The following is a 23,084-nucleotide window of genomic DNA, read 5'->3' as shown; positions in this document are numbered from 1 at the left end:
AAATGGATGGCAAATATGGAGTGTTAGTTGTGGATGATTCTGCTTTTATGAGGAAAACTATTTCCACGTTAATAGAGGCAAGCCCTGATTTTTTTGTCATTGGAAAAGCAAGAAACGGGTTGGATGCAATTGAAAAGGTAAAGCAGCTAAAGCCTTCTATTGTAACACTAGATATTGAAATGCCGGAATTAGATGGTCTTCAAACGCTAGGAAGATTAATGAATGAAAATCCAGTACCAGTTGTTATGCTAAGCAATGGGGCAGATTCTACACTTGAAGCCTTTGAATTAGGAGCTGTAGATTTTGTTATAAAAGAGGTCCTTGTAAATAATACATCTTCTGAAGTTCTTGACGATTTTTATCAAAGATTACTTGTAGCAGCTTCAGCGAAGTTACCAGTTCTGATACAAAAGGAAGAGGTTGTTCCAGACAAGAAAGTCCACACAGAAGACATGATTGAAATGAGCAAAGAACTTCTTTTTATCGGTACTTCCACAGGAGGACCGTCAGCATTACAAACGATACTAACGAAATTTCCGTCGGATTTTCACCTTCCTATTGTGGTCGTTCAACATATGCCACCAGGCTTTACGAAGCCTTTGGCAGATCGTTTTGATTCATTATGTCAACTTAAGGTAAAAGAGGCAGAGCACAATGAAATTCTTAAACCAGGTACAATATACATTGCTCCTGCAGGCTACAGACAACAATTGATCAAAATGAAAGAAACTTATATCAAATAAAATTAAAGATTTCAGCAGGTATGGAAACATTATATAAACCTTCTGTAGATGTTACATTATTATCAGCTGCTCCTTTATACAAAGAACGATTGCTCACTGTCATTTTGACTGGAATGGGTGATGATGGTTTACGCGGTTGTCGGAAGGTGAAACAATTAGGAGGACTAGTCCTTACTGAATCAAAAGAAACATGTGTTGTCTATGGTATGCCAAAAGTGATTGATGAGGCTGGATTATCAGATGAACAGGCTCCATTGTTTAAAATGTACGATAAAATAAGACATGCATTGTTGTAAATGTTGGTGGAAAGAGCCACTAATGAAGAAAGGATGGTCACAGTGGAGTTAATTCATAAAGAACTCGTCGATATTTTAAAAGTTAAGGAAACCGAAATTACAATTAAGAATAATGAATCATTTAAAGAGGATATCCAAACGCATCTATTAAAATCACGCCAGCATATTATCTTGGATTTAGAAAACGTAAAATATTTAAATAGCACATCTTTAGGTGTTATCGCGGATGCAGCTATGAAGGCCAAAAAGGAAGGAAAAGAGTTAGTTATATCAGGTGTAAAGCCCCCACTGGACGAGATTTTTACTATTGTAAGATTTCATACTTTTATGGGGCTATATAAAACAATAGAAGAGGCGGAAAATTATTTTCAAACATTAATATAGGATAAAATTACCATCAAAAAAAGGATGTTTTTTACCGAAATATATAGTAGAGAGTTTTGTTTTGATGGGGGTTTGGCAAAATGAATGTGATTCAAAATTTATTACAAATATTCTCCACATCTAGTGGGTTTCCGGTATCCGTTATTAACAAGGACGGGCAAATTTTATTGTCAGTAAACAAAGTGAATGAAACACCATTTTATAAAATTAGGGATGTTGATTCCTTTCAAAAAGAAATAATTAGCACAGGACAGTTGATTTCGAAATCAACTATTTTTTCTTGGCATGAAGAAACATTAAATTTAAAGTTTATCTTATCCCCGATTATTTCTTCTACCAAAACAAACTATTTACTTGTGGCAGGGCCATTTTTGGAAGAAAGTAAGAAAAATGACTTAGTAGATCTTTCTATGACTTCTGTAAATCAAGAGGAAAAGACAGAGTTAGTCAATAAAATAGATTCAATTACCTTCATGATAAAAAGCTTTGAAGAGAATGAAAAACGAACTCAAGTTCAAAGAAAAATAATTGATATTTTAACACATATAAGACAGTCGAAAGGGAATCTGATTGAGAATGATCAATTTTTATCACATCTTTTTGCACAAATTCTCCAATTAAATAGAATAGATTTTATTGGACTATCAGAAAAAATAGATCATGCCAAATTTATGATTAAAGCTGTACAAGGTCAGAGTATTGAACAATTAAAAGGAAATACATTTTATATCGGTGAAGGCTTGTTGGGAAAAGCTGTTGTTTTGGGGGAAAATATGTTTTTGTCTGATACGGGCCTTACAAATCGCAGTGATTTTTTTCAACAATTTCACTTATATCCAAATCAGTTATTTATTTTTCCTATAAAGAAAAACGGTATTGTCGAAGGTCTTATGTTTGGTGGAACAACAGAAGATCGAATGATTAGTCAAGAGCTGCTTGATATTCTTCAGTTTATTGTTCATCTCTACTCAGAACGGAAAGCAAGTGATGAAGCTTTAAAGCACGAGAAACATCTACAGCTTGCTTTTTATGGTTTATTAGACCTGTTAGAGGTTGCACTTCATACCGAAGATGTTAAAAATATCATGTACAAGGTTCTTGATTTTTGTCAGAGCATTAACAATCATCATTTTTCTAGTTTTACAGTAGATAATGGGGAAACAATTAGTAGAGGTGCTTTGAATGACCCACTACTTGAAGAGCATAAAAAGGTTTGCCATGAGCTTATTAGAGAAGGAAGCAACCTTCAACAGCTGAAGCGAATATATGAACAGAGTATGGTCTTTCATCAACCAATCTTTGTTGAGAAGAATTGTATTGGTATGTTAACAGTAGAACTTAAGGATAGAAAAAAGAATGAAGAAGTGTCAATGAGTCTGCACATCATTGCTCGGTTATTGTCTAGGTGTATCAAAATGGAGCAACACAATGATGAAGAACTAGATCATAACCATTTAGAAACGATCAATTTGCTTCACGATAGTTTAGAGGAATTAAATAAACAAAACTATTTGAATACATTAGAAGCGATGAAAATAGTAAAGAAACTTTCACAATCACTATCAATACCTGAAACCTCTGTGGAACAACTTATGAATGCTTGCAAGGTTATGACATATCGCTTGGAGTTTTTGAAAAGTAAATTGAAGAATTCAAAAGTACTTCATTTATTAGAAGAGAGTATGGATGTTTCTACAAAACAAGTGAATAAAAGCATAGAAGTGAAAATGATAACATATATTTACCAGACAATTGTAAAAAGAATAGATAAAAACTTAGCTCTATCTTTTCTTGATGATGAAATGAAAATGGCGATTCAGCAGGTAAGTCCTGATTTGGAAACAAGAATGGAAGAGAATCACTCATCTAGTTTAAAACAGGCAGAGGAAATGGAACTTGCTGATGAACAAATTAATGATCTTGTTGATATAAAAAGCGTAATTCTAGAATTAAAATTGACTTCAAGAGAGAAAGAAATACTCTTTTTAATACTAGAAGGTTTAAACAATCAGGAAGTAGGCAGCTATTTAAATATAAGTGTTCATACTGTGAAAAACCATATAACAAATATATTTAAAAAACTAAATGTTACAGATCGGGTTCAAGCAATGGCTAAGATTTACCGAATTAAATACGGGATGGAGTAAGAACAGGTGGTGATAGATTACCTGTTTTTATTTTGTTTGTGGACTTTAATTTTTTACTCAATTTAACTCTAATAAATCTCCATGATATAATTCTTTATACTAACAAACTAAAGGGTGAAGGAGTTATACATGGCAGAAGAACTTCGAGCTTTATTTAATGAGCAATTTATAAAGAAGCTGAGTAAGGAATTACAAGACAATGATCCACTTTTTAATCAAGAAGAATTTTTATCATCCGTTTATGCAAAAGGCTGGGATGAACTGGCATTAAAACAACGTGTCCGTCGTATTACTTTGAGTTTATCTCAAAGTTTACCTCAAGAATTTGGTGAAGCTGTGGCACTATTAAAAAAAGTGGCTCCTTCTTTTCAAGGAAGTCTTGGTGGAATTATTTTTCCAGATTATGTAGAAATTTATGGTTTACATAGCTGGGAGATATCAATGGAGGCACTTGAATATTTTACTATGTTCTCAACTTCCGAATTTGCAGTAAGACCATTTGTGATGGAGAATCAACCTAAAATGATGGCACAGTTTTTAGAATGGAGTTCACATGAAAATGAGCATGTCAGAAGACTCGCAAGCGAGGGTTCGCGTCCAAGACTTCCGTGGGGAATTGCCTTAATAAACTTGAAAAAAGACCCTTCACCTATCTTTCCAATACTAGAAAATCTAAAGGAAGATCCTTCTCTATATGTGAGAAAAAGTGTCGCCAATAATTTAAATGATATTTCAAAAGATCATCCTGAGCTTGTCCTTCATTTAGCAAAGAGATGGCTCGGTACAAATGATCGAACGAATTGGATTGTTAAAACGGGATTACGGACATTATTAAAGAAAGGTATTCCAGAGGCACTTGAATTATTTGGTCTGGAAAAAAGTGAGCATATTCAGGTTAAAAATTTAACTGTTACAAAAAAAGTGGAAATAGGAGAAGCTATTACATTTGCATTTCATATTACATCAATAGATAAAGAACCAAGAAAGCTTAGACTTGAATATGCGATCGATTTTGTAAAAGCAAATGGAAAGCATTCAACAAAGTCATTTAAAATTTCCGAAACATCCATCTCACCAGGAGAGGAAAAAGTTTATACAAAAACACATTCTTTTAGGGATTTATCAACAAGAAAACACTATAGTGGAAAGCATGTGATACATATCATAGTAAATGGTGAAGACAAGGCCAAAGAGGAATTTGAAGTGATGAAGAGGACACAAGAAGAATAATCATGTGTCCTCTTCATGTTTGAAAGTGGATATAGTTGTAAACCGGCAAATGTTTTAATGGACCGGACAGATTAATCTTTATAAGTTTGAGTGTTAGTCTGCTTTCTCCTATAAAACCCGATAATCATATCACACCATCATCTTTAAGCTTTTGGATTGCATCTTGACGATCCTTTACATCCAATTTTGAATAAACACGGGATACGTAGTTTTTAATAGTGCCTTCACTTAAATAGAGCTTTTCTGACATTTGCTTGTTTGATAGTCCGTTAGAAAGGCATTCTAATATTTGAATTTCCCTTGCACTTAATCCATAAGTTTCGCTAAGTGTTTTTTCCATGGAAGCTGCAGGTACTCTTAATAATAGCTGCTTGGCTAATTCTTGAGGAATTAATGTACCACCACGGTGAACTAATTTGATGCCCGCAATTAAATCCTCTGGGTTGATGGCTTTTAACAAATAACCAACAGCACCATTCTTTAAAGCGTCTGTAACAACATCTATCTCTTTAAAAGTTGTTAATATAATCACTTCAGTTTGGGGTAATCTGCTTTTAATGACTTTTGTTGCTTCGATTCCATTTAAAAGGGGCATATCTATGTCCATTAATACGATATCAGGAAAAGAACGTTCAGCTAATTTAATGGCTTCTTCTCCGTTAGCAGCTGTCCCAACAATTTCAAAATCCTTCTGTAAACTTAAGACGATTGAAAGACTTTCCCGGATTAATTCCTGATCATCCACTAATAACAGCTTCACTTTTTTCATATTCCCTCTCCCTTTTCGGTACAGTGCATTTGATTGTTGTTCCTTTTCCTTCCTGTGATAGCACTTGTAATGAGCCTTGGTACATTTCAAGGCGATCTCTCATTGCATTCAAGCCGAAGCCAAGCTGCAGATTATTAGTGCCTTTGCCATTATCTTTAATTGTTAATAGAGTGGGGTCCTCTGTAAAATCCAAATGAATATTGACTTCTGTAGCATCTCCATGACGCTTGGCATTTGTTAATGATTCCTGAAGACATCTTGCTAATGTTACCTTTATTTCATTAGGTAATGAGTGTTCAACTCCATTAATTGCAATCTCTATTTTTGTTTGTGTATACTCTGAAAACTCACGTGTGATTTCCTGAAAAGTCGATGTAAGAGTGGAACCATTTTCTGCAGGAACCATTGAATGGATATGGAGACGGATATCATTTAAGCCTTTATTTGTATAATTTCTTACCTTTAATAGTTGTTCCTTAGCTGCGTGATTATCTAGATCAATTAAATGTATGATGGCATCCATACTCATAATAACGGATGTTAAGGTATGTCCGATTGTATCATGTAACTCTTTTGCCATTCTTGCTCTTTCTTTTGTTAAAGTCAGTTCCTCAATTTGTTTAGAGTACTGCTCGAGTGCGTGGTTTTGAGGCTTGTATTAGTTCATATTGTTTTTTGTTTTCTGTTAATAATTTTCTTGTCCTGGCTTGTGACTCTAACATTCGGTTAAAGCTGTATCCAAAGCCAAACATCATCGAAATTAAAAACATGTTCATAAAAACATTAAACATCTCTTCGTCTGTAATTAATAAACCTAATGTAAGCAACATTAAAATAGGAAGTGTATATTTAACCGATTTACTTGTAGCTAAAAAACCAAATCCCAGAGCAGGCATAAATAATAAAGAGGGCCCAAGCTCATTATTTAAATAAAGGATATTCCAAATATAAAAACTGCCGTTAACGCCAAGCTCAGCAAAGTTATATAGCTTATATGATATATAGCCTGGACGCCAAAAAAGATGTGGAATGAAGAGGCACAATGATAACCAAATAAAGATGAGGCCATTATGCTGATTGGTGTCAATCATGGTGAAATAAATAATTCCTGACAGATAAAAGATACTTCTTACTCCGGTAATAACATAATCTACCCAGGTCCATTCCCTTGTATCCACTCGTTTAGTCATGAGTTAGTCATACTCCCTATATGTAATTTTATTACTTTTCAATGAAAGCAGTTACTATTCTATGATGACTAGATTTCCTTATTATAGTAACAGATCAAAACTAGAAAAGGGTATAAATGTTGGATGGGAGGTCAGTTTTTTCTTGGTTATGAAATGGATCTTAATCTTATATACTATACTTCTATTTTTGGCAGTTAGATTTTTATGGAAAGAAACTAGAAAAACAGTTTATTTTCACCTGATTTTAGTTGCTGTAATTCTACTCTCAGCACAATTATCATTCGAAGGATTTAGTAGTAACTTAATTCCGAGTTATGTTACTTTGCTAATATCGTTTCTCATGTTAGCTGTAAAGGATTCGTTAAACGGAAAAGCGAAGGTACTAAATCAAATTCTTTTTCAATCAGGCATGCTTTCAATCTTGATAGCTATTTTAATGAATTTTTTGTCATAATCAGGGGAAGAAAAGAACTAACTTAAAACTGAGTTTAGGTAAGATTTCTCATTCATAAACTTCTTTTCTCCCTCCTTTTAACCTACATCTATCAATTTATCTCTTTTTTTATACATTCTTAAATTTATTAATTCTATTAATAGATAAATACTAGAATTGCGATATAAACTATGTTACAGTTGTAAATGTGCTTTTTTGAGGCGAAAAAGCTACATTTTGTTACTTTTGAAATATAAATGTAATATTAACAACATAGTTTTGTCATTTTTTGATGATATACTTCTAATTGTGGCTAAATAAGTAAAATAGTATTGTATAAAAATAGATACATAGAATGATTCATGTACGAGAAACGAAAGTAGGGGAAGAGAATGTCGAAAAAGAAACTAGTTATCATGAATTTAGCTGTCATGATTGGATTAGGCAGTTCATTTGCAATTCCTTCGGTTAACGCTGAAACAAGTACAGAAGTTCAAAAAGAAATTAAAGATCATACTCAGGATGTACAACAAGTACAAGCAGAGTTAGAAAATTTAAGGAAACAAAGTGAACGCGTTGATGCAGCAATAAAAGATAACGAAGCAAAGATTAAGCAAACAGAAGAGCAGATTCAAACTTCTCAAGACGAAATAAACGCGATGGATTCTGAGATCGCTCAACTAGAAGAAGCTATTAAAGAACGTACAGAAATTTTAAAGCAACGTGCAATTTCTTACCAACACAGTGGTGGGAATGTTGAATATATTGATGTTTTACTAGGATCTACTAGTTTCGGTGATTTTCTAAACCGTGCACTTGCGGTAGGGAAAATTGTAGAAGCAGATCGTTCGATGATTTCTCAGCAAGAAGCTGATGAAAAAGAGTTAAATGAAAAGAAAGTTGCAAAAGTGGAAGTGCTTTCAGACCTTGAAAACTTAAGAGCAGATTTAGAAGGCATGCAGGCTGATATCCTGGCACAAAAGCAACAAAATGATCAATTAAGAAAAGAACTTCAAGATGAAAAATCAGCAAAAGAAGCTGCAATTAACAGCTTAAAACAAAAAGCAGCAGCATTAGCAGCAGCTGAAGCAGCGGCTGCAAACACAACATCATCTAATTCTGTAGAAGTAGCAAAAGGTACTTCAAATAATACAGTTACATTTGAAGACACACCTGTAAACCCTAACGGTACAGTTAATGATTTAATTAGTGCTGGTTATAAATATATCGGAAATTCTGTTTATGTATTTGGTGGCGGAAGAAACTCTTATGATATCGCTAATGGTCGATTTGATTGTTCTGGATTCGTAAGCTGGGCATTCTCAACTGTAGGAGTAAGAGTAGGAGCAAGTACGGAAATCCTAAAAAATACTGGTACAAGAGTTCCAACAAGCAGCATGCAACCTGGAGATATGGTATTCTTTGATACTTATAAAAAAGATGGACATGTTGGTATTTATGTAGGTGGCGGTAAATTCATTGGTTCTCAAAGCTCAACTGGTGTTGCAATCGCTAATATGTCTAGTGGTTACTGGGCAAAATTTAATGGTCGCGTTATGCGTGTAAATTTATAATAGAAACAGAGAGGCTGGCATTTAGGTGTCAGCCTTTCTTATTTATGTTTTTCCCGAAATTCTCTTTTTAAAACTTTTTTATTAAACCTTATTGCATATCAACAGGAGATAATATAATATATAAAACGTAACTGTTACGATTTAATTCACATTTTTCTGATTACTTACATAAAAGTATGAAATTTAAATCGTAATCATTTTGTTTTATATAGGAGGATTACATGAAAAATAGAAAGGTACCAGTAACGGTCTTAAGTGGCTATTTAGGTGCTGGGAAAACTACATTATTAAACCACCTCTTAAGTAACAAAGATAATAAGAGAATAGCCGTTATAGTTAATGATATGAGTGAAGTAAATATTGATGCCTCGCTTATTAAACAAGGTGGATTTTCCCGAACGGAGGAAAATCTAGTTGAACTTCAGAATGGCTGTATATGTTGTACACTGAGAGAAGACCTCATTATAGAGGTGAAAAAATTAGTGAAAAAAGGGCATTTAGATTATCTAGTTATTGAATCATCCGGTATTTCCGAGCCTATTCCTGTAGCCCAAACATTCACATATATAGATGAAGAATTAGGGATAAATTTAACTGAAATATGTGAACTAGATGCAATGGTAACTGTTGTAGATGCTTATCGGTTTTGGCTTGACTATTCCTCCGGGGAGAGTCTTCTTGACCGTAACGAAGCAATAGATCCAACAGATACAAGGGAGGTAGTAGATTTGTTAATTGATCAAATAGAATTTGCTAACATTCTTGTATTAAACAAATTAGATTTAGTTGAGCGAGAAGATATAGATGAATTAAAAGCCGTTCTTCATAAACTGAATCCTGATGCTGCGATCATCGAGTCTATTTTTTCAAAGGTACCAATAACAAGGATTTTAGATACGAACCTTTTTGATTTTGAAAAAGCTAGTCAATCAGCAGGGTGGATACAAGAGCTTATGAATGAACATATACCTGAAACAGAGGAATACGGAATCACCTCATTTGTATATAAGAGGAAAATACCATTTCATCCTGAAAGATTTATGACTTGGCTTGAGAATTGGCCTGTAGATGTTGTTAGAGCTAAGGGGTTCTTCTGGCTTGCTTCACGTAATGATATAACAGGACTTCTCTCACAGGCAGGTCCCTCTATTATCATTCAGGGAGCAGGAAATTGGATTGCTTCTTATTCAAAAGCAGAGCAGGACCAATTTTTAAAAGAAGAACCTGAGTTATTGGCAAAGTGGGATCATACATACGGTGATCGAATAACTGAGCTTGTTATGATTGGAATCGACATGAACCGTGAATTGATTGAAAGATCTCTAGATGAATGCTTATTGACAAATGATGAAATGAAGAGGGATTGGTCTTCTTTTAACGATCCTCTTCCAGCTTTTACTGCAGAAAATTAATTTTATTTTTCCAAGGAGGAAATTATAATGAGAGTGAAAATTACATTAGCATGTACAGAAACTGGTGATCGAAATTATATTACAACAAAGAATAAGCGTAATAACCCGGATCGAATTGAACTTAAAAAATATTGCCCACGATTAAAGAAATATACAGTGCATAGAGAAACTAAATAAGCGCAAAAGTCATGATCATTCTTCAAAGATCATGGCTTTTTCTTTTTGAGTCAACCAGGGAATAAATAACTCTATTATTATATGAATGAAAGGAGAAATGGATTTTTGAAGTTTCTTACCATATATATGCAGACTCCTACATATATTGACACCATTTTCATACTAGACTATGATTAAAACAGTTAAATTGAATATGATAAAAATAGGTTGATAGTATTATCCTATCATGAAAAGGGAAGTCCGGTGAAAGTCCGGCGCGGTCCCGCCACTGTAAATGAGAGTCTTTACAAATTTGCCACTGTCTATAAGATGGGAAGGCTGTAAGGATGTTGATCATAAGTCAGGAGACCTGCCTATTTTTTCACCTCGTACTACGCGGATAGGAGGGTGTTAAGAAAAGAAAGAGTCAATTATTGGACATTTTTCTCTTAACGACTGCAATCCTCCTACATAGAGGATTTTTTTTTGCCTCAATAAATTTTTATAGATAGGAGAGAACACGTTGTTCAACAAAGTAAAACATATTATATTAACTGTCCTTTTAGTTTCTACCTTATTCGTTAGCACTTTTCAGACAACTGTATTTGCTGCAGAAGGGGAAACAATATCAGTTGTTGGAAATAACAATGAACTATTACTAGATGAAACAAACTATACATTTGCAGAGGATACAACTGCATTTGATGTACTCGTTCAAGCTGTTGGTGAGAGCCAAGTTAAATACAGTGAGTCTGAATACGGGGTATTTATTACTGAAATAAACGGATTAGAAGCAAAGGATCCATATTATTGGGCTTTTTATGTTAATGGTGTTCAAGCACAAGTTGGCGCAGACAGTTATGTTGTACAAGAGGGTGACGAGTTAAGTTTTCGTTATACGGATTGGACAAAGCCTTCTGAAAATAGTGTGTCACTGCAAATAATTGGTGATAAAGATCATGTGATTTTACCGGAGCCTTCATCAATTGCATACATTGATCAACCAACTGCATTCGATTTATTACAGATTGGTTACGGACAAGAAAACATTGAATATGAAACATCTGAATATGGCGTGATGATTACAAGTATCGGAGGATTAGCTGCTGAAGGTACTTATTATTGGGCATTTTATGTAAATGATGAGATGGCATCAGTTGGGGTTGACAGTTACGCGCTTAAAAATGCTGATAAAGTAACGTTAAAATATGAATCTTGGGAAACACCTGCTGAAGAACCTACAGAGGAAGAGCAGCAACCTGAAGAGGAACAACAGCCAGTTGAGGAGTTTGATCAAGCTGCCCTTAAGAATGCTATAAATGCAGCTAGTCAATATGTTTTAAAACAAGAGGTTGGAGACTGGCAGGCAGTGGCTTTGAATAAGGCAGGAAAGACATTGCCGGATAGCTATCTAGAAAACTTGAAAAAACAATTAACTGAACGTCAAGGAAGTTTTTCAAAAATAACAGATTATGAGCGACTAACATTGGGCGTTTTAGCAGCAGGTGAAGATCCAACAAATATTGAAGGATATAATCTTGTTCAAGCTATCTATAATGGAAATGTAACAAAGCAGGGATTAAATGGCGTAGCTTATGCTCTTATTGCATTAGATAGTGCTAACTTTGAAGTTCCATCTTCAGCTAAATGGTCGCGAGAAGCATTGGTCAATGAATTGCTAAAAAATCAAAACGACGATGGTGGCTGGACATGGAGTGGTGAAGCAACGAGTGACAGTGATACAACGGCTATGGTATTAACTGCACTTGCTCCATATGTTAAATCAAACGCGGATGTGAAGAGTGCGGTAGATGAAGCAGTAAAATATTTATCAGCACAATACAAAAATTCAAAAATTGATAACAGCTCAACAGCTGCACAGGTAGTTATTGCGTTATCGGCATTATCCATTGATTCACATAGTGATCAGTTTACAAAAGACGGTGTTAGTTTGATTGACTATCTTCTTTCCTACCAAAATGATGACGGTGGCTTTGACTGGCAAGGTGGAGACACTAGTGACTCATTTACAACAGATCAAGGCTATAGAGGAATTGTTGCGTATCAATTATTTTTAAATGAAAAAGGATCTTTATATAGCTTAACTCTTGAAAAGAAAAACACAGAGACTCCTGCTGACAACAATGAAACTCCTGTTGTAGTGAAGGAAGATGTTGATAAAGATACTTCTGAAAATGTTAGTACGACTAAAAATGATCAACCAGCAAAAACCAAGGGTTATCCTTTACCAAATACTGCTACCCAAAGTTATAACATGGCATTAATTGGTCTTGCTTTACTTATTATTGGAATAACTAGTTTGTATGTTAGAAAAAGACAACAACAATAACGAAATGAGATGCCCTCTCCATTTGGAGGGGCGTTTCCCATTTATGGATGATCGTATCAGAAAAACTATTGGAGGTGTAACTCTTTGTCAAAAATGAAAACCTTTCTGCTGATTGTGTTCTCGACAATTTTATTCTTTACTGCAGCATGTGAAAAAGACGAAGTATCACCGGTATTAAATGAAGAAACAAGTGAGGAAACACAGTCAAACGATACGAGTGATCAAGAAGCAGAACAAATAGCTGATTCCACCAAAAAAGTCGAATCCGAAGATAAACAAGGAGTGCAAACACAAGAGAAAACTACAGAAGAAACAACGGCTGCTGTTGAAGAAGATAAAAAAGAAGAAACAAAGGAATCATCTTCTACATCATCACAAAGCAAGTCTTCTAGTACAACAACTAATACAACAAACACTTCTGAAAAGAAAGTAACAGAAAAAACACAAAGCACTACTCAAAAGACTGAAACACCAACTAAAAAAGCTGCAAATGAATCAACGAAACAAGATACAACTACTGCTACAAAAGAACAATCAACCACACCACCACCGAAAAAGGAAGAACCAAAGCAGGCGGTTACCATCTCAATTGTAGGTGATAGTGAAAAAGGAACCATTCTTCCTGCTACAAAGGTTGTGATGAGTGAAGGAAATACAGTTTTGGATGTAACACTAACTATCTTAAAACAAAAAGGTATACCTGTTAGCGTAACAGGAAGCGGATCATCTGCGTATGTGGAGGGTATTGATAATTTATTTGAATTCGACCGAGGTCAATTTAGTGGCTGGACTGTAAAAAGAAATGGTTCAACGTTAAACCGAAGTGCAGGTGTTATAACAGTCACTAATGGTGATACTGTTCAGTGGATCTATACAACAAATTATAATGAGGATTAATTGATCATGAATAAAGGAATTCATAGCTTTCATCCTTTCGTTAGTTTTTTTTATTATGTGGGCGCAGCAGCACTGGTAATGCTTTATAAGCATCCGGTGTTTTTATTTGTTGCAGCTCTTTTATTCATTCTTTTTCATTTGCAGCTTGATAGGGGAAAAACATTAAGAAGCTGGCTTGTTATGATGTTTTTTCTATCTATTTTCTTTCTGATTATTAACCCTTTAATCAATCGAAGAGGAACTCATATCTTATTTTATTTATATCATAACCCTGTCATGTTAGAGGCAATTATACAGGGAGTGATATTAGCATTATCAATCTTTACGCTACTGGTTTTATTTGCTTCATATAACCTTGTGATCACAGCTGAAAAGTTTTTATTTCTTTTTTCTAGGATCCTTCCTCAATGGGCTTTACTAACGATGCTTTCTATGAGATTTGTGCCATTGTTAAAACGAAGATTAAGAGAAATAGAATCGGTACAAAAAGGGAAGGGTTTGTCTGTTTCAGAGGGGAAAATTCGAACTCGTGCAAAGAACGGTATTTTACTTATACAAATTTTATTAACATGGTCTTTAGAGGAAGCAATTCAAACCGCAGATTCTATGGCAGCACGTGGGTATGGTCTTAAAAAGAGAAGCAAATATACGCCTTTTAAAATGGAGATCCAAGATTGGCTTGTATTGTTTACGTTACTATTGATAGGAAGTGTAGCAGTAGCAGGCTGGTGGCTGGGAGATGGGGTGTTAAGCATCTATCCTATCTTAGAATCACCAGTTATTCAAGGAAGAGAATGGTTTTATCTTGGTGTTTTCACTCTATATCTTGCCATCCCACTATTTATTGAGGGGAGGGATACAGTTCGATGGCATTTTTGGAAGCAAAAAATATAAGCTTTACTTATCCTGATGAAAAACAGCCTGTATTAAAGGACATTTCATTTTCAGTTGAACAGGGGGAATTTATTGTTCTTTGTGGTTCATCTGGAAGTGGAAAATCCACTTTACTCCGGCTTATTAAGAGAGAGATCGCTCCACATGGAGAAAAAAAAGGAGAGTTCTTCTTAGAGAATAATCCCCTTTTAACTATAGAAGCAGAAGAAGTAGCAAAAAGTATCGGCATGGTTTTTCAAGACCCTGAAAATCAAATCGTTATGGACAAGGTTTTAGAAGAACTTATTTTTGGCCTTGAAAATATGGGAGCATCAACAGGAGAGATGAGAAAGCGAGTAGCAGAGATTGTCCATTTCTTCGGATTAGAAGGTTTACTTGATAAAAAAACATATGAGCTTTCTGGAGGACAAAAGCAGCTTGTAAACTTAGCGTCTGTTCTGTTAATGGAGCCAAAGGTATTGTTACTTGATGAGCCAACGTCTCAATTAGATCCTGTTTCAGCAAGAGAGTTTATCGGAATGCTTCAAACAATGAACGAAGAATTTGGCATTACTGTTATTATTGCAGAGCATCGGTTAGAAGAGCTTTTTGGGATTGCCGACCGAGCTATGGTGTTGGATAAAGGTGAGATGCTTTACTTTGATCATCCGCGTAGTGTTATTCAAAGGCTTGGGTCTGAAAAGAATCATGAAATGTACAATTACTTACCAAGTCCTGCAAGATTATTTTTAGATCAAAGCAATGAACGACATTCGGGTTTGATTCCCCTGTCTGTTAAGGAAGGAAAGAAATGGTTAAATAGTCTACATGTTACGGTTACAAAGGAAATCACAGAGAATAAAACCTACCAAGATATGCTTTTACAGTTAAAGCATCTTGATTTCCAATATTCGAAGGATACGAACAAAATTTTAAATAATTTATCCCTTAACGTATTTGAAGGAGAATGGCTAACAATAGTCGGGCTAATGGTACGGGAAAATCTACGCTCTTAAAGGTGATGGCAGGCTTAGCTCGACCACAGAGAGGTTCTATTTATTACAAAGGTAAAAAAGTGAAAAAACAACTCCCTAATGAAATAGGCTTTCTCCCACAAAACCCTAAGTTATTTTTTCTACATGATACGATTGAAGATGAGTTAAAAGAGATTATTCACTATCATCATGTGAATGCTGGAGAAGAAAGGATACAAGAGTTGCTCGATCTTTTTAAATTAGAGCATCTTTTAAAGCGGCATCCATATGACGTTAGTGGAGGGGAAATGCAAAAGGCAGCCCTAGCTGGGGTGCTGTTGCCAAAGCCTTCTTTGCTTCTTGTGGATGAACCAACGAAAGGTCTTGATCCAGATTCTAAGCAGCAATTCGGAGAGCTGTTAAAAGAACTTCAAAAACAAGGTTTAACGATCGTAATGGTTACACATGATATTGAATTTGCGGCAAGTTATTCAACAAGATGTGCAATGATGTTTCAAGGGTCTATTACAACAGAAGCCCCTTCTAAGCGTTTTTTTCAAGGAAATGCATTTTATACAACCGTCGTAAATCGAATGACAAGAGGCAGTCATATTCCTGATGTCTTAACGGTTGAGGAGGCTCGATTGTCTTGGCACGTCCAAAAATAATACTATTGATTTCTGTCTTAATTATCACCTTCATTCTACTCTGTGGAACACTCATTGCGGAGAAGCAATTTCTTCTTGTTAGTGTGCTATTTATGCTCGGTACATTCCTTCCTTTTATGATTCGTTTTGAACGAAGAAAGGTGATGGGAAGGGAACTAGTTATTTTAGCCATTCTTGCAGCGATTGCTGCGGTTAGCCGTGTTCCGTTTGCCTCTATTCCAAGTGTGCAGCCAACAACGTTTGTGATCATTGTTACAGGGTTTGTTTTCGGAGCAGAAAGTGGGTTTGTTGTTGGTGCACTTGCTGCCCTCGTTTCGAACCTATTTTTGGGTCAAGGACCATGGACTCCCTGGCAAATGTATGCCTGGGGGATGATAGGGTTATGTGCAGGATTTTTACGCGGGACATGGATACAAGTGTCACCAATTGGAAGGGCGATCTTTGGATTTATAACAGGGATATTATTCGGATGGATGATGAATCTATGGTATTTCGTTAGTCTTGGTGATGATATAAAACTAGTGGAGATTTTGGCGTATTATGGAGCAAGCTTATATTTTGATTTAGCTCATGCTATCTCAAATGTGTTTTTCTTGCTACTGTTTGCAACAGGCTGGATGAAGATTCTCCAGAGGTTCAGGAAAAAGTATGGGTTATTAGAAGTTAAATAAATATATAAACGCAGAGCATGGAAATTATTCGATGCTCTTTTTTGTACAATGAGAATAATGATCTTAAAATTTCATGCAATTGACCTATTGATAGGATAAGGCTAATTTCCCTTTGGATTACTATGTAATTGCATTAAAATCAAGATTAATCGAGAAATTTTTAAAAAATAATAATATTTTCTTGAAAAAAGAAAGGGTTTTTATCGTTTTTTGTCTAATTTTTTATATAGGCCTTTGACTCATTGAAAGCGGTGATAAATATTGAACTCATTGTCTGGATCAACTCATTCTGTTGAAGAGAAAATAATTAAGTTTCTTGAGGAAACAGAAGAGGACTTTTTATCATTATGGAAAGAAAGCATCATTTTACGCGAAGATGATATTTTTAAAGATAGAGTGAGTGGAAACGGGCATCAAATGTACTTATTGGTGAAGAAATCATTGAAAAGCTCTATCAAAGATGAAGAGATAAAAGAGCTAGCCTATAAAGTGGCAAAGGAACGGGTCCTTAGTAAGAGTAATATTGGTGAATTTGTTTACAATGTAAATGTTGGGAGAAGCACGGTTATAAAGTATATTATAAAATCTGGTATTTCAATTAACGATTTACAACCAATTATTGATCAAATAAATGACCATTTTGATCGTTATTGTTATCATGCTGTTACTAGATATACTGAACTAAAAGATATTGAAATAAAAGAGAAAATGGTGTTTGTTAATCAATCCCATAAAGACCGGTTATCCCTGCTTGGGCAAATGTCCTCTAGTTTTGTACATGAATTTCGAAATCCCCTTACATCAGTTATGGGCTTTGTAAAGTTGTTGAAAAATGAAAATCCTGCTTTAAAATATATGGACACTATAGAGCATGAGCTTGATCAGTTAAAATTTAGAATCACTCAATTTTTGCATGCATCAAAGTTGGAAGTAGCTGATAAGAATAAAGAAGAAATATTGGTTAAGAAGCTTTTCGATGAAATCACAGCGTTTCTTTATCCCAGCATTGTCGATGGTGATGTTAAGTTATCAATGACAATAGATCCTACTTGTACAATTGTTGCAGTAAAAGATGAAATCAAACAAGTATTAGTCAATATAATCTTAAATTCAATAGATGCTTTAAAACATAATAACTCAATTGATCGTAAACTATGTATTAAAAGTGAAGTAAGGCAGGAATCTATTCTGTTTAACATAACAAATAATGGACCAGAAATTCCGGAAGAAACAAAAGAAGCAATCTTTGAGCCCTTTTATACTACTAAGAGTTTAGGCACAGGAATCGGATTATATGTGTGTAAATCTCTGATTGAAAAGCACAATGGAACGATATATTGTGAGTCATACAAGAATAAAACCTCATTTATCATCACACTTCCTATAAATGAAAAGAAACCGACCGTAGATTAAACAGAGAGGTCGGTTTTTTTATTGTTTTTAAATTTTTAAGAATTCAACGCATTGTAAAGCGTTTACAATATGGGAAAAGTAAAATTTCTAATAATTTAGTGTTTTATATATTTATCTTTACAACTATTTCGTGTATACTAGTCATTGTTACAAATGTTCATTATGAGTTGAACGAAATTTCTTGAGAAGGGGTAACGATAATGAAAATAGGTGTAGTTCATTTTGGTTGTGCTTTAGCAGGTGCATCAGAGATCGTTCGTACCCTAGTAGAAGAAGCGTTTATTCAAGGGGATATGGTTTACGGCATTGAATGGAATGCTTCAGCAAAAAAAATACAACAAACTGAACTTGACAGAAATTCACTTCATACATTTGGCTTTAATCGATATAGATTGAATCGATTTTCTATTAATATATGGAACGAACAGCTAGATAAGATTGCAAGTGAATTATCTGAGCTTGATCAGGTTATTTTATTAGGGGACACAAAAGCTAATCTGGACCATTTTACATCTAAACTATTAGTAGTACCTATTAGTTATTACAATAATATAAATGGTTCACAAGCAACATTAGGTTATGATACTGCTTTAAATTCTATTGTTGAAAGCATTGAAAGTGTTAGGGATACAGCTAGTTCATTATCGTATGGTAAAGTTCGCGTTTTTAATGTGCAAATACCCGGATATGAATCTTCACGGTTATTAAACGACACAGCTTTAGCAGTTGATGCAGAGGTTGTGGATCAAGTGAGCGGTGATGTGATTAATCACTTAAAACAACACATTAGGAACAAGGAAGCGAATAAAGAAGGATACACCTTTTTTGTAATGGATAACTCTGTAGACCCAGAGGAATTAGGAAAGCATTTTGAAGAGTTTGATCTTGATTGGAAGGCTGTTGTGATCGATGAGTCACAATGTGGCGGGCCATATCCTACTGCCGTTGATCGACTTCTTGCTAATCAATTAAAAAGAGCAGTTGTAGAATGGGTTAGGTCAAATCACAAATCAGGTCAATTACTCATCCAAGATAATAAAGTTATTTTAAGTGAATTGAAACAATCGGAGGGAATAAAATGAGTGAATTAACACAAACAGAAAAGTTATCTATTGAAACAATCCGTACTTTGTCAATTGACGCGATTGAAAAGGCTAATTCAGGACATCCAGGAATGCCAATGGGGGCAGCTCCTATGGCTTACACATTATGGACAAAATTTATGAATGTAAATCCATCAAACCCAAGCTGGTTTAACAGAGATCGTTTTGTTCTTTCAGCAGGTCATGGCTCTATGTTACTTTACAGCCTTCTTCACTTAACAGGTTATGATGTAACAATGGACGATTTAAAAGAATTTAGACAATGGGGAAGTAAAACTCCAGGACATCCTGAGTTTGGTCACACACCAGGTGTAGATGCAACAACAGGTCCTCTAGGACAAGGTATTGCAATGGCAGTAGGTATGGCAATGGCTGAGCGTCATTTAGCAGAAACTTACAACAAGCCTTCATATAATGTAGTGGATCACTATACTTACGCAATCTGTGGTGATGGAGACTTAATGGAAGGTATTTCTTCTGAAGCAGCATCATTAGCAGCTCACTTAAAACTAGGTCGTCTAGTTGTATTATATGATTCAAACGATATTTCATTAGATGGTGACCTTGATCGCTCATTCTCTGAAAATGTTGAACAACGTTTCACAGCACAAGGCTGGCAAGTTATTCGCGTTGAAAACGGAAATGACTTGAACGAAATTTCAGCAGCAATTGAACAAGCGAAACAAGATTTAAATCGTCCAACATTAATTGAAGTAAAAACAACAATCGGTTTTGGTTCACCAAACAAATCAGGTAAATCAGCTTCTCACGGTTCTCCACTAGGTGCGGATGAAATTAAATTAACGAAAGCAGCATACGATTGGACATTTGAAGAAGACTTCCATGTTCCAGGTGAAGTTTATGACCACTTCAACAAAACTGTCCATGAAGCTGGAAAAGCGAAAGAAGAAGAGTGGAATTCTTTAGTAGCTGCATATGAAAAAGAGTTTCCTGAGTTAGGAAAACAATTTAAACATGCAGTAAGCGGTGAGCTTCCAGAAGGTTGGGATCAACACATTCCAGTTTACGAAGAAGGATCTAGCCTGGCATCTCGTGCTTCTTCTGGTGAAGTATTAAATGGGATTGCAAAAGGTCTTCCATCATTCTTTGGTGGTTCTGCTGACTTAGCAGGTTCTAACAAAACAACAATTAGTGGTAGCGGTGACTTCACAAGCGAAGATTACAGCGGTCGCAACATCTGGTTCGGTGTTCGTGAATTTGCAATGGGTGCTGCACTAAATGGTATGGCGTTACATGGTGGCCTTCATGTGTTCGGTGGGACATTCTTTGTATTCTCAGATTACCTACGTCCAGCAATTCGTCTTGCAGCTCTTATGAACTTACCAGTAACATATGTGTTTACACATGACAGTATTGCTGTTGGTGAAGATGGCCCTACACATGAGCCAATTGAGCAGCTTCCATCATTACGTGCAATGCCTAATCTTTCTGTTGTACGTCCAGCTGATGGAAATGAAACAGCAGCAGCTTGGAAAACAGCAATTGAGTCAACATCTACTCCAACTGCACTTGTATTAACTCGTCAAAACTTAAAAACAATCAAAGGTACGAACGAAACAGCTTATGAAGGTGTGAAAAAAGGAGCATATGTGATCTCACCAGCTAATAAAGAAACAGCAGATGTTCTTTTACTAGCATCAGGTTCTGAGGTTGGTTTAGCAATAGAAGCACAACAAGTATTATCTCAAGAAGGTATTGAAGCAGCTGTTGTAAGTATGCCAGCTTGGGATCGCTTCGAGGCACAAACTCAGGAATACAAGCGTTCTGTTCTTCCAAAAGAAGTGAAGAAACGCCTTGCAATTGAAATGGCTTCTCCACTTGGGTGGGATCGTTACACTGGAGACGAAGGAGATATTTTAGCAATCAATACATTTGGTGCTTCAGCTCCTGAAAAACGTGTTCTAGCTGAATACGGCTTTACAGTTGAAAACGTAGTAGCGCGTGTGAAAAAGTTAATCCAAGAATAATATAGATCATGAAGAGGCTGACTGACGGAAATGGATGTCAGCCTCTTGTATGTTATTATCGCAAGAAAAAAGTCTAATTAATTAGGTGCAGAAAATGGAAAGAGATAAGCTTAATAAAATCATTGAAGCTGCTAGACTTTACTATCAATTAGATTATAGTCAGCAAGAGATTGCAAAAAAATTAGACGTTTCCAGACCAACTGTTTCCAGATTGCTTAAACAAGCCAAGGATTCCGGAATTGTTGAGATTACCATCCATAATCCTGTTGAGGCTGGTGAACAATTGACGGAACGATTAAGAGAAAAGTTCGGCCTAAAAGAAGTGATTGTGGTCTCTATGTCTGAACATGACAATACGAATATAAAAAAACAGCTAGGTGAGGTTGCAGCTGACTATCTAAACAAAATTGTAAAAGATTATGATGTGATTGCAACATCATGGGGAACAACAATTTATGAAGTCGCAACTAGGCTGAAGCAAAGACCCTTAAGCCATACAACAATTGTTCAGCTGAATGGCGGGGTTAGCCATTCAGAGACAAAGACTTATGCGTCAGAAATCATTCATTTGTTTGGTGAAGCTTATAATACACAAACCTTTTTGTTACCGTTACCAGCAATTGTAGATCATATTGTTGTAAAGCAAGCGATTGAAGCAGATCGTCATATTCATAAAATTCTCGACCTCGGTAAACAGGCGAATATCGCCATTTTTAGTGTTGGAACACCTGTTGTAGATTCTGTTCTTTTACAAGCTGAATATCTATCAAAGGAAGATCAACATTTAATTCAATCAAGAGCAGCTGGAGAAATTTGTTCTAGATTTTTTGATAAGAATGGTGAGATTTGTGTAGAAAGTCTAAACAATCGAACGATCGGCATAGAACTCCATGAATTAGCCAAAAAAGAGAAATCGATATTGGTTGCGGGAGGATCCAAAAAGCTAGAAGCCATATACGGTGCACTAAAAGGGAAATATGCAAATGTGTTAATTACAGATCAACATACTGCAAGCTTGTTAATCGAAATGGATGTCTAGTTTAATCATTTGTTTTATTTGGATCGTTAAGGTATTGTGAAACTATGAATAAGGAGGGAGAAGTATATGAGACTTTCAGGCAAAAAAATACTAAGCTTTGTTCATGAAGATTTTGAAGACCTGGAGCTTTGGTACCCGATTCATCGTTTACGTGAAGAAGGAGCTACTGTTCATTTAGCAGGTGAAGATGCAAACTTTACTTATAAAGGAAAATACGGAGTGCCGGCTACTTCAGATTTTCAATTTCAAGATATTAATCCGGGCGACTATGACGCATTACTCGTTCCTGGCGGTTGGGGCTCCTGATAAGCTTCGACGCTTTAAGGAAGTAATCGAGATTGTTCAGCATATGGAAGAAAACCAAAAACCAATTGGTCAAATCTGTCATGCTGGCTGGGTATTAATCTCTGCGAAGATTTTGAACGGAAAAACTGTGACAAGCACACCTGGAATCCGTGATGATATGGAGAATGCCGGTGCAAAGTGGCTTGATGAACCTGTTGTCGTCGACGGTCACTTAGTGTCAAGTCGTCGCCCACCTGATCTGCCGGACTATATGAGAGAATTTATTAAGGTGTTAGAGGATAAATAATGTACGGTGAAACACCCCCTTTTTACAAAGAAAAGGGGGTGTTTTTTATGGGCAGGGCTGGCAATTTCTTGGTACAGGAGAATTGGGGACAGTAAGCAAGTGCAAGTATCGAGATCCTGTCTCTATCCAAGGAGAAACGGGACAGGCAGCAGTGCTAGGAGCAAGATCCAGTCTCGATAAAG

Annotated in this window: 22 protein-coding genes, 1 pseudogene and 1 riboswitch; of the genes and pseudogenes, 20 read left to right on the top strand and 3 right to left on the bottom strand. The window is 35.6% G+C overall.

Annotated features, from left to right (window positions below):
• Positions 1-2 precede the first annotated feature (2 nt).
• The 5 genes from MVE64_RS09295 (at position 3) to MVE64_RS09280 (ending at position 4,800) form a co-directional block, all read left to right on the top strand.
• A complete protein-coding gene (locus MVE64_RS09295) occupies positions 3-743 on the top strand; it encodes a chemotaxis protein CheB (protein WP_281730470.1) in 741 nt (246 codons plus the stop codon).
• A 20-nt stretch (positions 744-763) separates the two neighbouring features.
• Complete coding sequence (locus MVE64_RS27365) at positions 764-1,039, top strand: chemotaxis protein CheB (protein ID WP_281730469.1); 276 nt, start codon at positions 764-766, stop codon at positions 1,037-1,039.
• Positions 1,040-1,081: 42 nt separating this feature from the next.
• On the top strand, positions 1,082-1,423 hold the full coding sequence (locus MVE64_RS09290) for an STAS domain-containing protein (protein WP_247345814.1): 342 nt from the start codon (positions 1,082-1,084) through the stop codon (positions 1,421-1,423).
• Positions 1,424-1,503: 80 nt separating this feature from the next.
• Positions 1,504-3,570: a LuxR C-terminal-related transcriptional regulator gene (locus tag MVE64_RS27360; RefSeq protein WP_281730468.1), complete on the top strand. Its 2,067-nt coding sequence runs from the start codon at positions 1,504-1,506 to the stop codon at positions 3,568-3,570.
• A gap of 129 nt (positions 3,571-3,699) precedes the next feature.
• The gene (locus tag MVE64_RS09280) at positions 3,700-4,800 is read left to right on the top strand and encodes a DNA alkylation repair protein (protein ID WP_247345812.1); all 1,101 of its coding nucleotides are present in this window, start codon (positions 3,700-3,702) and stop codon (positions 4,798-4,800) included.
• Between the two features lie 124 nt (positions 4,801-4,924).
• Here MVE64_RS09280 and MVE64_RS09275 read toward each other — a convergent pair whose 3' ends face one another.
• Genes MVE64_RS09275 through MVE64_RS09265 form a run of 3 tightly spaced genes read right to left on the bottom strand, consistent with a single transcriptional unit; the run spans position 4,925 to position 6,759 of the window.
• Positions 4,925-5,569 (bottom strand): response regulator transcription factor, encoded by a 645-nt coding sequence (locus tag MVE64_RS09275; RefSeq protein ID WP_247345809.1) that lies wholly within the window; start codon positions 5,567-5,569, stop codon positions 4,925-4,927.
• Positions 5,538-6,149: a sensor histidine kinase gene (locus MVE64_RS09270; protein ID WP_247345806.1), complete on the bottom strand. Its 612-nt coding sequence runs from the start codon at positions 6,147-6,149 to the stop codon at positions 5,538-5,540. Before MVE64_RS09270 ends, MVE64_RS09275 begins: the two co-directional genes overlap by 32 nt.
• A 40-nt stretch (positions 6,150-6,189) precedes the next feature.
• Positions 6,190-6,759 carry a hypothetical protein gene (locus MVE64_RS09265; RefSeq protein WP_247345803.1) on the bottom strand — a complete coding sequence of 190 codons (570 nt, stop codon included), beginning with the start codon at positions 6,757-6,759 and terminating at the stop codon, positions 6,190-6,192.
• 142 nt (positions 6,760-6,901) lie between these two features.
• Between MVE64_RS09265 and MVE64_RS09260 the strand changes: the two genes are divergently transcribed.
• The 15 genes and pseudogenes from MVE64_RS09260 (at position 6,902) to MVE64_RS09190 (ending at position 22,902) form a co-directional block, all read left to right on the top strand.
• A complete protein-coding gene (locus MVE64_RS09260; RefSeq protein WP_247345800.1) occupies positions 6,902-7,213 on the top strand; it encodes a hypothetical protein in 312 nt (103 codons plus the stop codon).
• Between the two features lie 371 nt (positions 7,214-7,584).
• On the top strand, positions 7,585-8,766 hold the full coding sequence (locus tag MVE64_RS09255; RefSeq protein WP_247345797.1) for a coiled-coil domain-containing protein: 1,182 nt from the start codon (positions 7,585-7,587) through the stop codon (positions 8,764-8,766).
• A 221-nt stretch (positions 8,767-8,987) separates the two neighbouring features.
• Positions 8,988-10,178, top strand: a complete 1,191-nt coding sequence (locus MVE64_RS09250) for a GTP-binding protein (protein WP_247345795.1) — start codon at positions 8,988-8,990, stop codon at positions 10,176-10,178.
• A 27-nt stretch (positions 10,179-10,205) separates the two neighbouring features.
• Entirely contained in the window at positions 10,206-10,355 is a 150-nt protein-coding gene (gene rpmG / locus MVE64_RS09245) for a 50S ribosomal protein L33 (protein ID WP_098799083.1), read from the top strand.
• Between the two features lie 187 nt (positions 10,356-10,542).
• Positions 10,543-10,726: riboswitch (cobalamin riboswitch) on the top strand.
• 131 nt (positions 10,727-10,857) lie between these two features.
• Positions 10,858-12,684, top strand: a complete 1,827-nt coding sequence (locus MVE64_RS09240; protein WP_247345792.1) for a DUF4430 domain-containing protein — start codon at positions 10,858-10,860, stop codon at positions 12,682-12,684.
• A gap of 93 nt (positions 12,685-12,777) precedes the next feature.
• Positions 12,778-13,581 (top strand): DUF4430 domain-containing protein, encoded by an 804-nt coding sequence (locus MVE64_RS09235; protein WP_247347010.1) that lies wholly within the window; start codon positions 12,778-12,780, stop codon positions 13,579-13,581.
• A 6-nt stretch (positions 13,582-13,587) separates the two neighbouring features.
• Positions 13,588-14,475, top strand: a complete 888-nt coding sequence (locus MVE64_RS09230) for an energy-coupling factor transporter transmembrane component T (RefSeq protein ID WP_247345790.1) — start codon at positions 13,588-13,590, stop codon at positions 14,473-14,475.
• A complete protein-coding gene (locus MVE64_RS09225) occupies positions 14,448-15,470 on the top strand; it encodes an energy-coupling factor ABC transporter ATP-binding protein (protein ID WP_247345787.1) in 1,023 nt (340 codons plus the stop codon). Before MVE64_RS09230 ends, MVE64_RS09225 begins: the two co-directional genes overlap by 28 nt.
• The gene (locus MVE64_RS09220) at positions 15,422-16,096 is read left to right on the top strand and encodes an energy-coupling factor ABC transporter ATP-binding protein (RefSeq protein WP_247345784.1); all 675 of its coding nucleotides are present in this window, start codon (positions 15,422-15,424) and stop codon (positions 16,094-16,096) included. The genes MVE64_RS09225 and MVE64_RS09220 overlap by 49 nt, the downstream gene beginning before the upstream one ends.
• Positions 16,078-16,767, top strand: coding sequence for an ECF transporter S component (locus MVE64_RS09215; protein ID WP_247345782.1), 690 nt, complete (start codon positions 16,078-16,080; stop codon positions 16,765-16,767). Before MVE64_RS09220 ends, MVE64_RS09215 begins: the two co-directional genes overlap by 19 nt.
• Positions 16,768-17,028: 261 nt before the next feature.
• Positions 17,029-18,180, top strand: coding sequence for a histidine kinase N-terminal domain-containing protein (locus MVE64_RS09210; RefSeq protein WP_247345779.1), 1,152 nt, complete (start codon positions 17,029-17,031; stop codon positions 18,178-18,180).
• Between the two features lie 200 nt (positions 18,181-18,380).
• Positions 18,381-19,262, top strand: a complete 882-nt coding sequence (locus tag MVE64_RS09205; RefSeq protein WP_247345776.1) for a 6-phosphofructokinase — start codon at positions 18,381-18,383, stop codon at positions 19,260-19,262.
• Positions 19,259-21,271 (top strand): transketolase, encoded by a 2,013-nt coding sequence (tkt, locus tag MVE64_RS09200; protein ID WP_247345773.1) that lies wholly within the window; start codon positions 19,259-19,261, stop codon positions 21,269-21,271. Before MVE64_RS09205 ends, tkt begins: the two co-directional genes overlap by 4 nt.
• A 94-nt stretch (positions 21,272-21,365) precedes the next feature.
• Positions 21,366-22,310: a DNA-binding transcriptional repressor DeoR gene (gene deoR, locus MVE64_RS09195; RefSeq protein ID WP_247345770.1), complete on the top strand. Its 945-nt coding sequence runs from the start codon at positions 21,366-21,368 to the stop codon at positions 22,308-22,310.
• A gap of 66 nt (positions 22,311-22,376) precedes the next feature.
• A pseudogene (locus MVE64_RS09190) lies at positions 22,377-22,902 on the top strand (type 1 glutamine amidotransferase domain-containing protein).
• The last annotated feature ends 182 nt before the right edge of the window (positions 22,903-23,084 follow it).

It is taken from the genome of Metabacillus endolithicus (genome assembly GCF_023078335.1).
GTDB classification, from domain to species: domain Bacteria; phylum Bacillota; class Bacilli; order Bacillales; family Bacillaceae; genus Metabacillus; species Metabacillus endolithicus.
The sequence above is the reverse complement of the archived record's forward strand: the minus strand, read 5'-3'. Positions and strand labels throughout refer to the sequence as shown.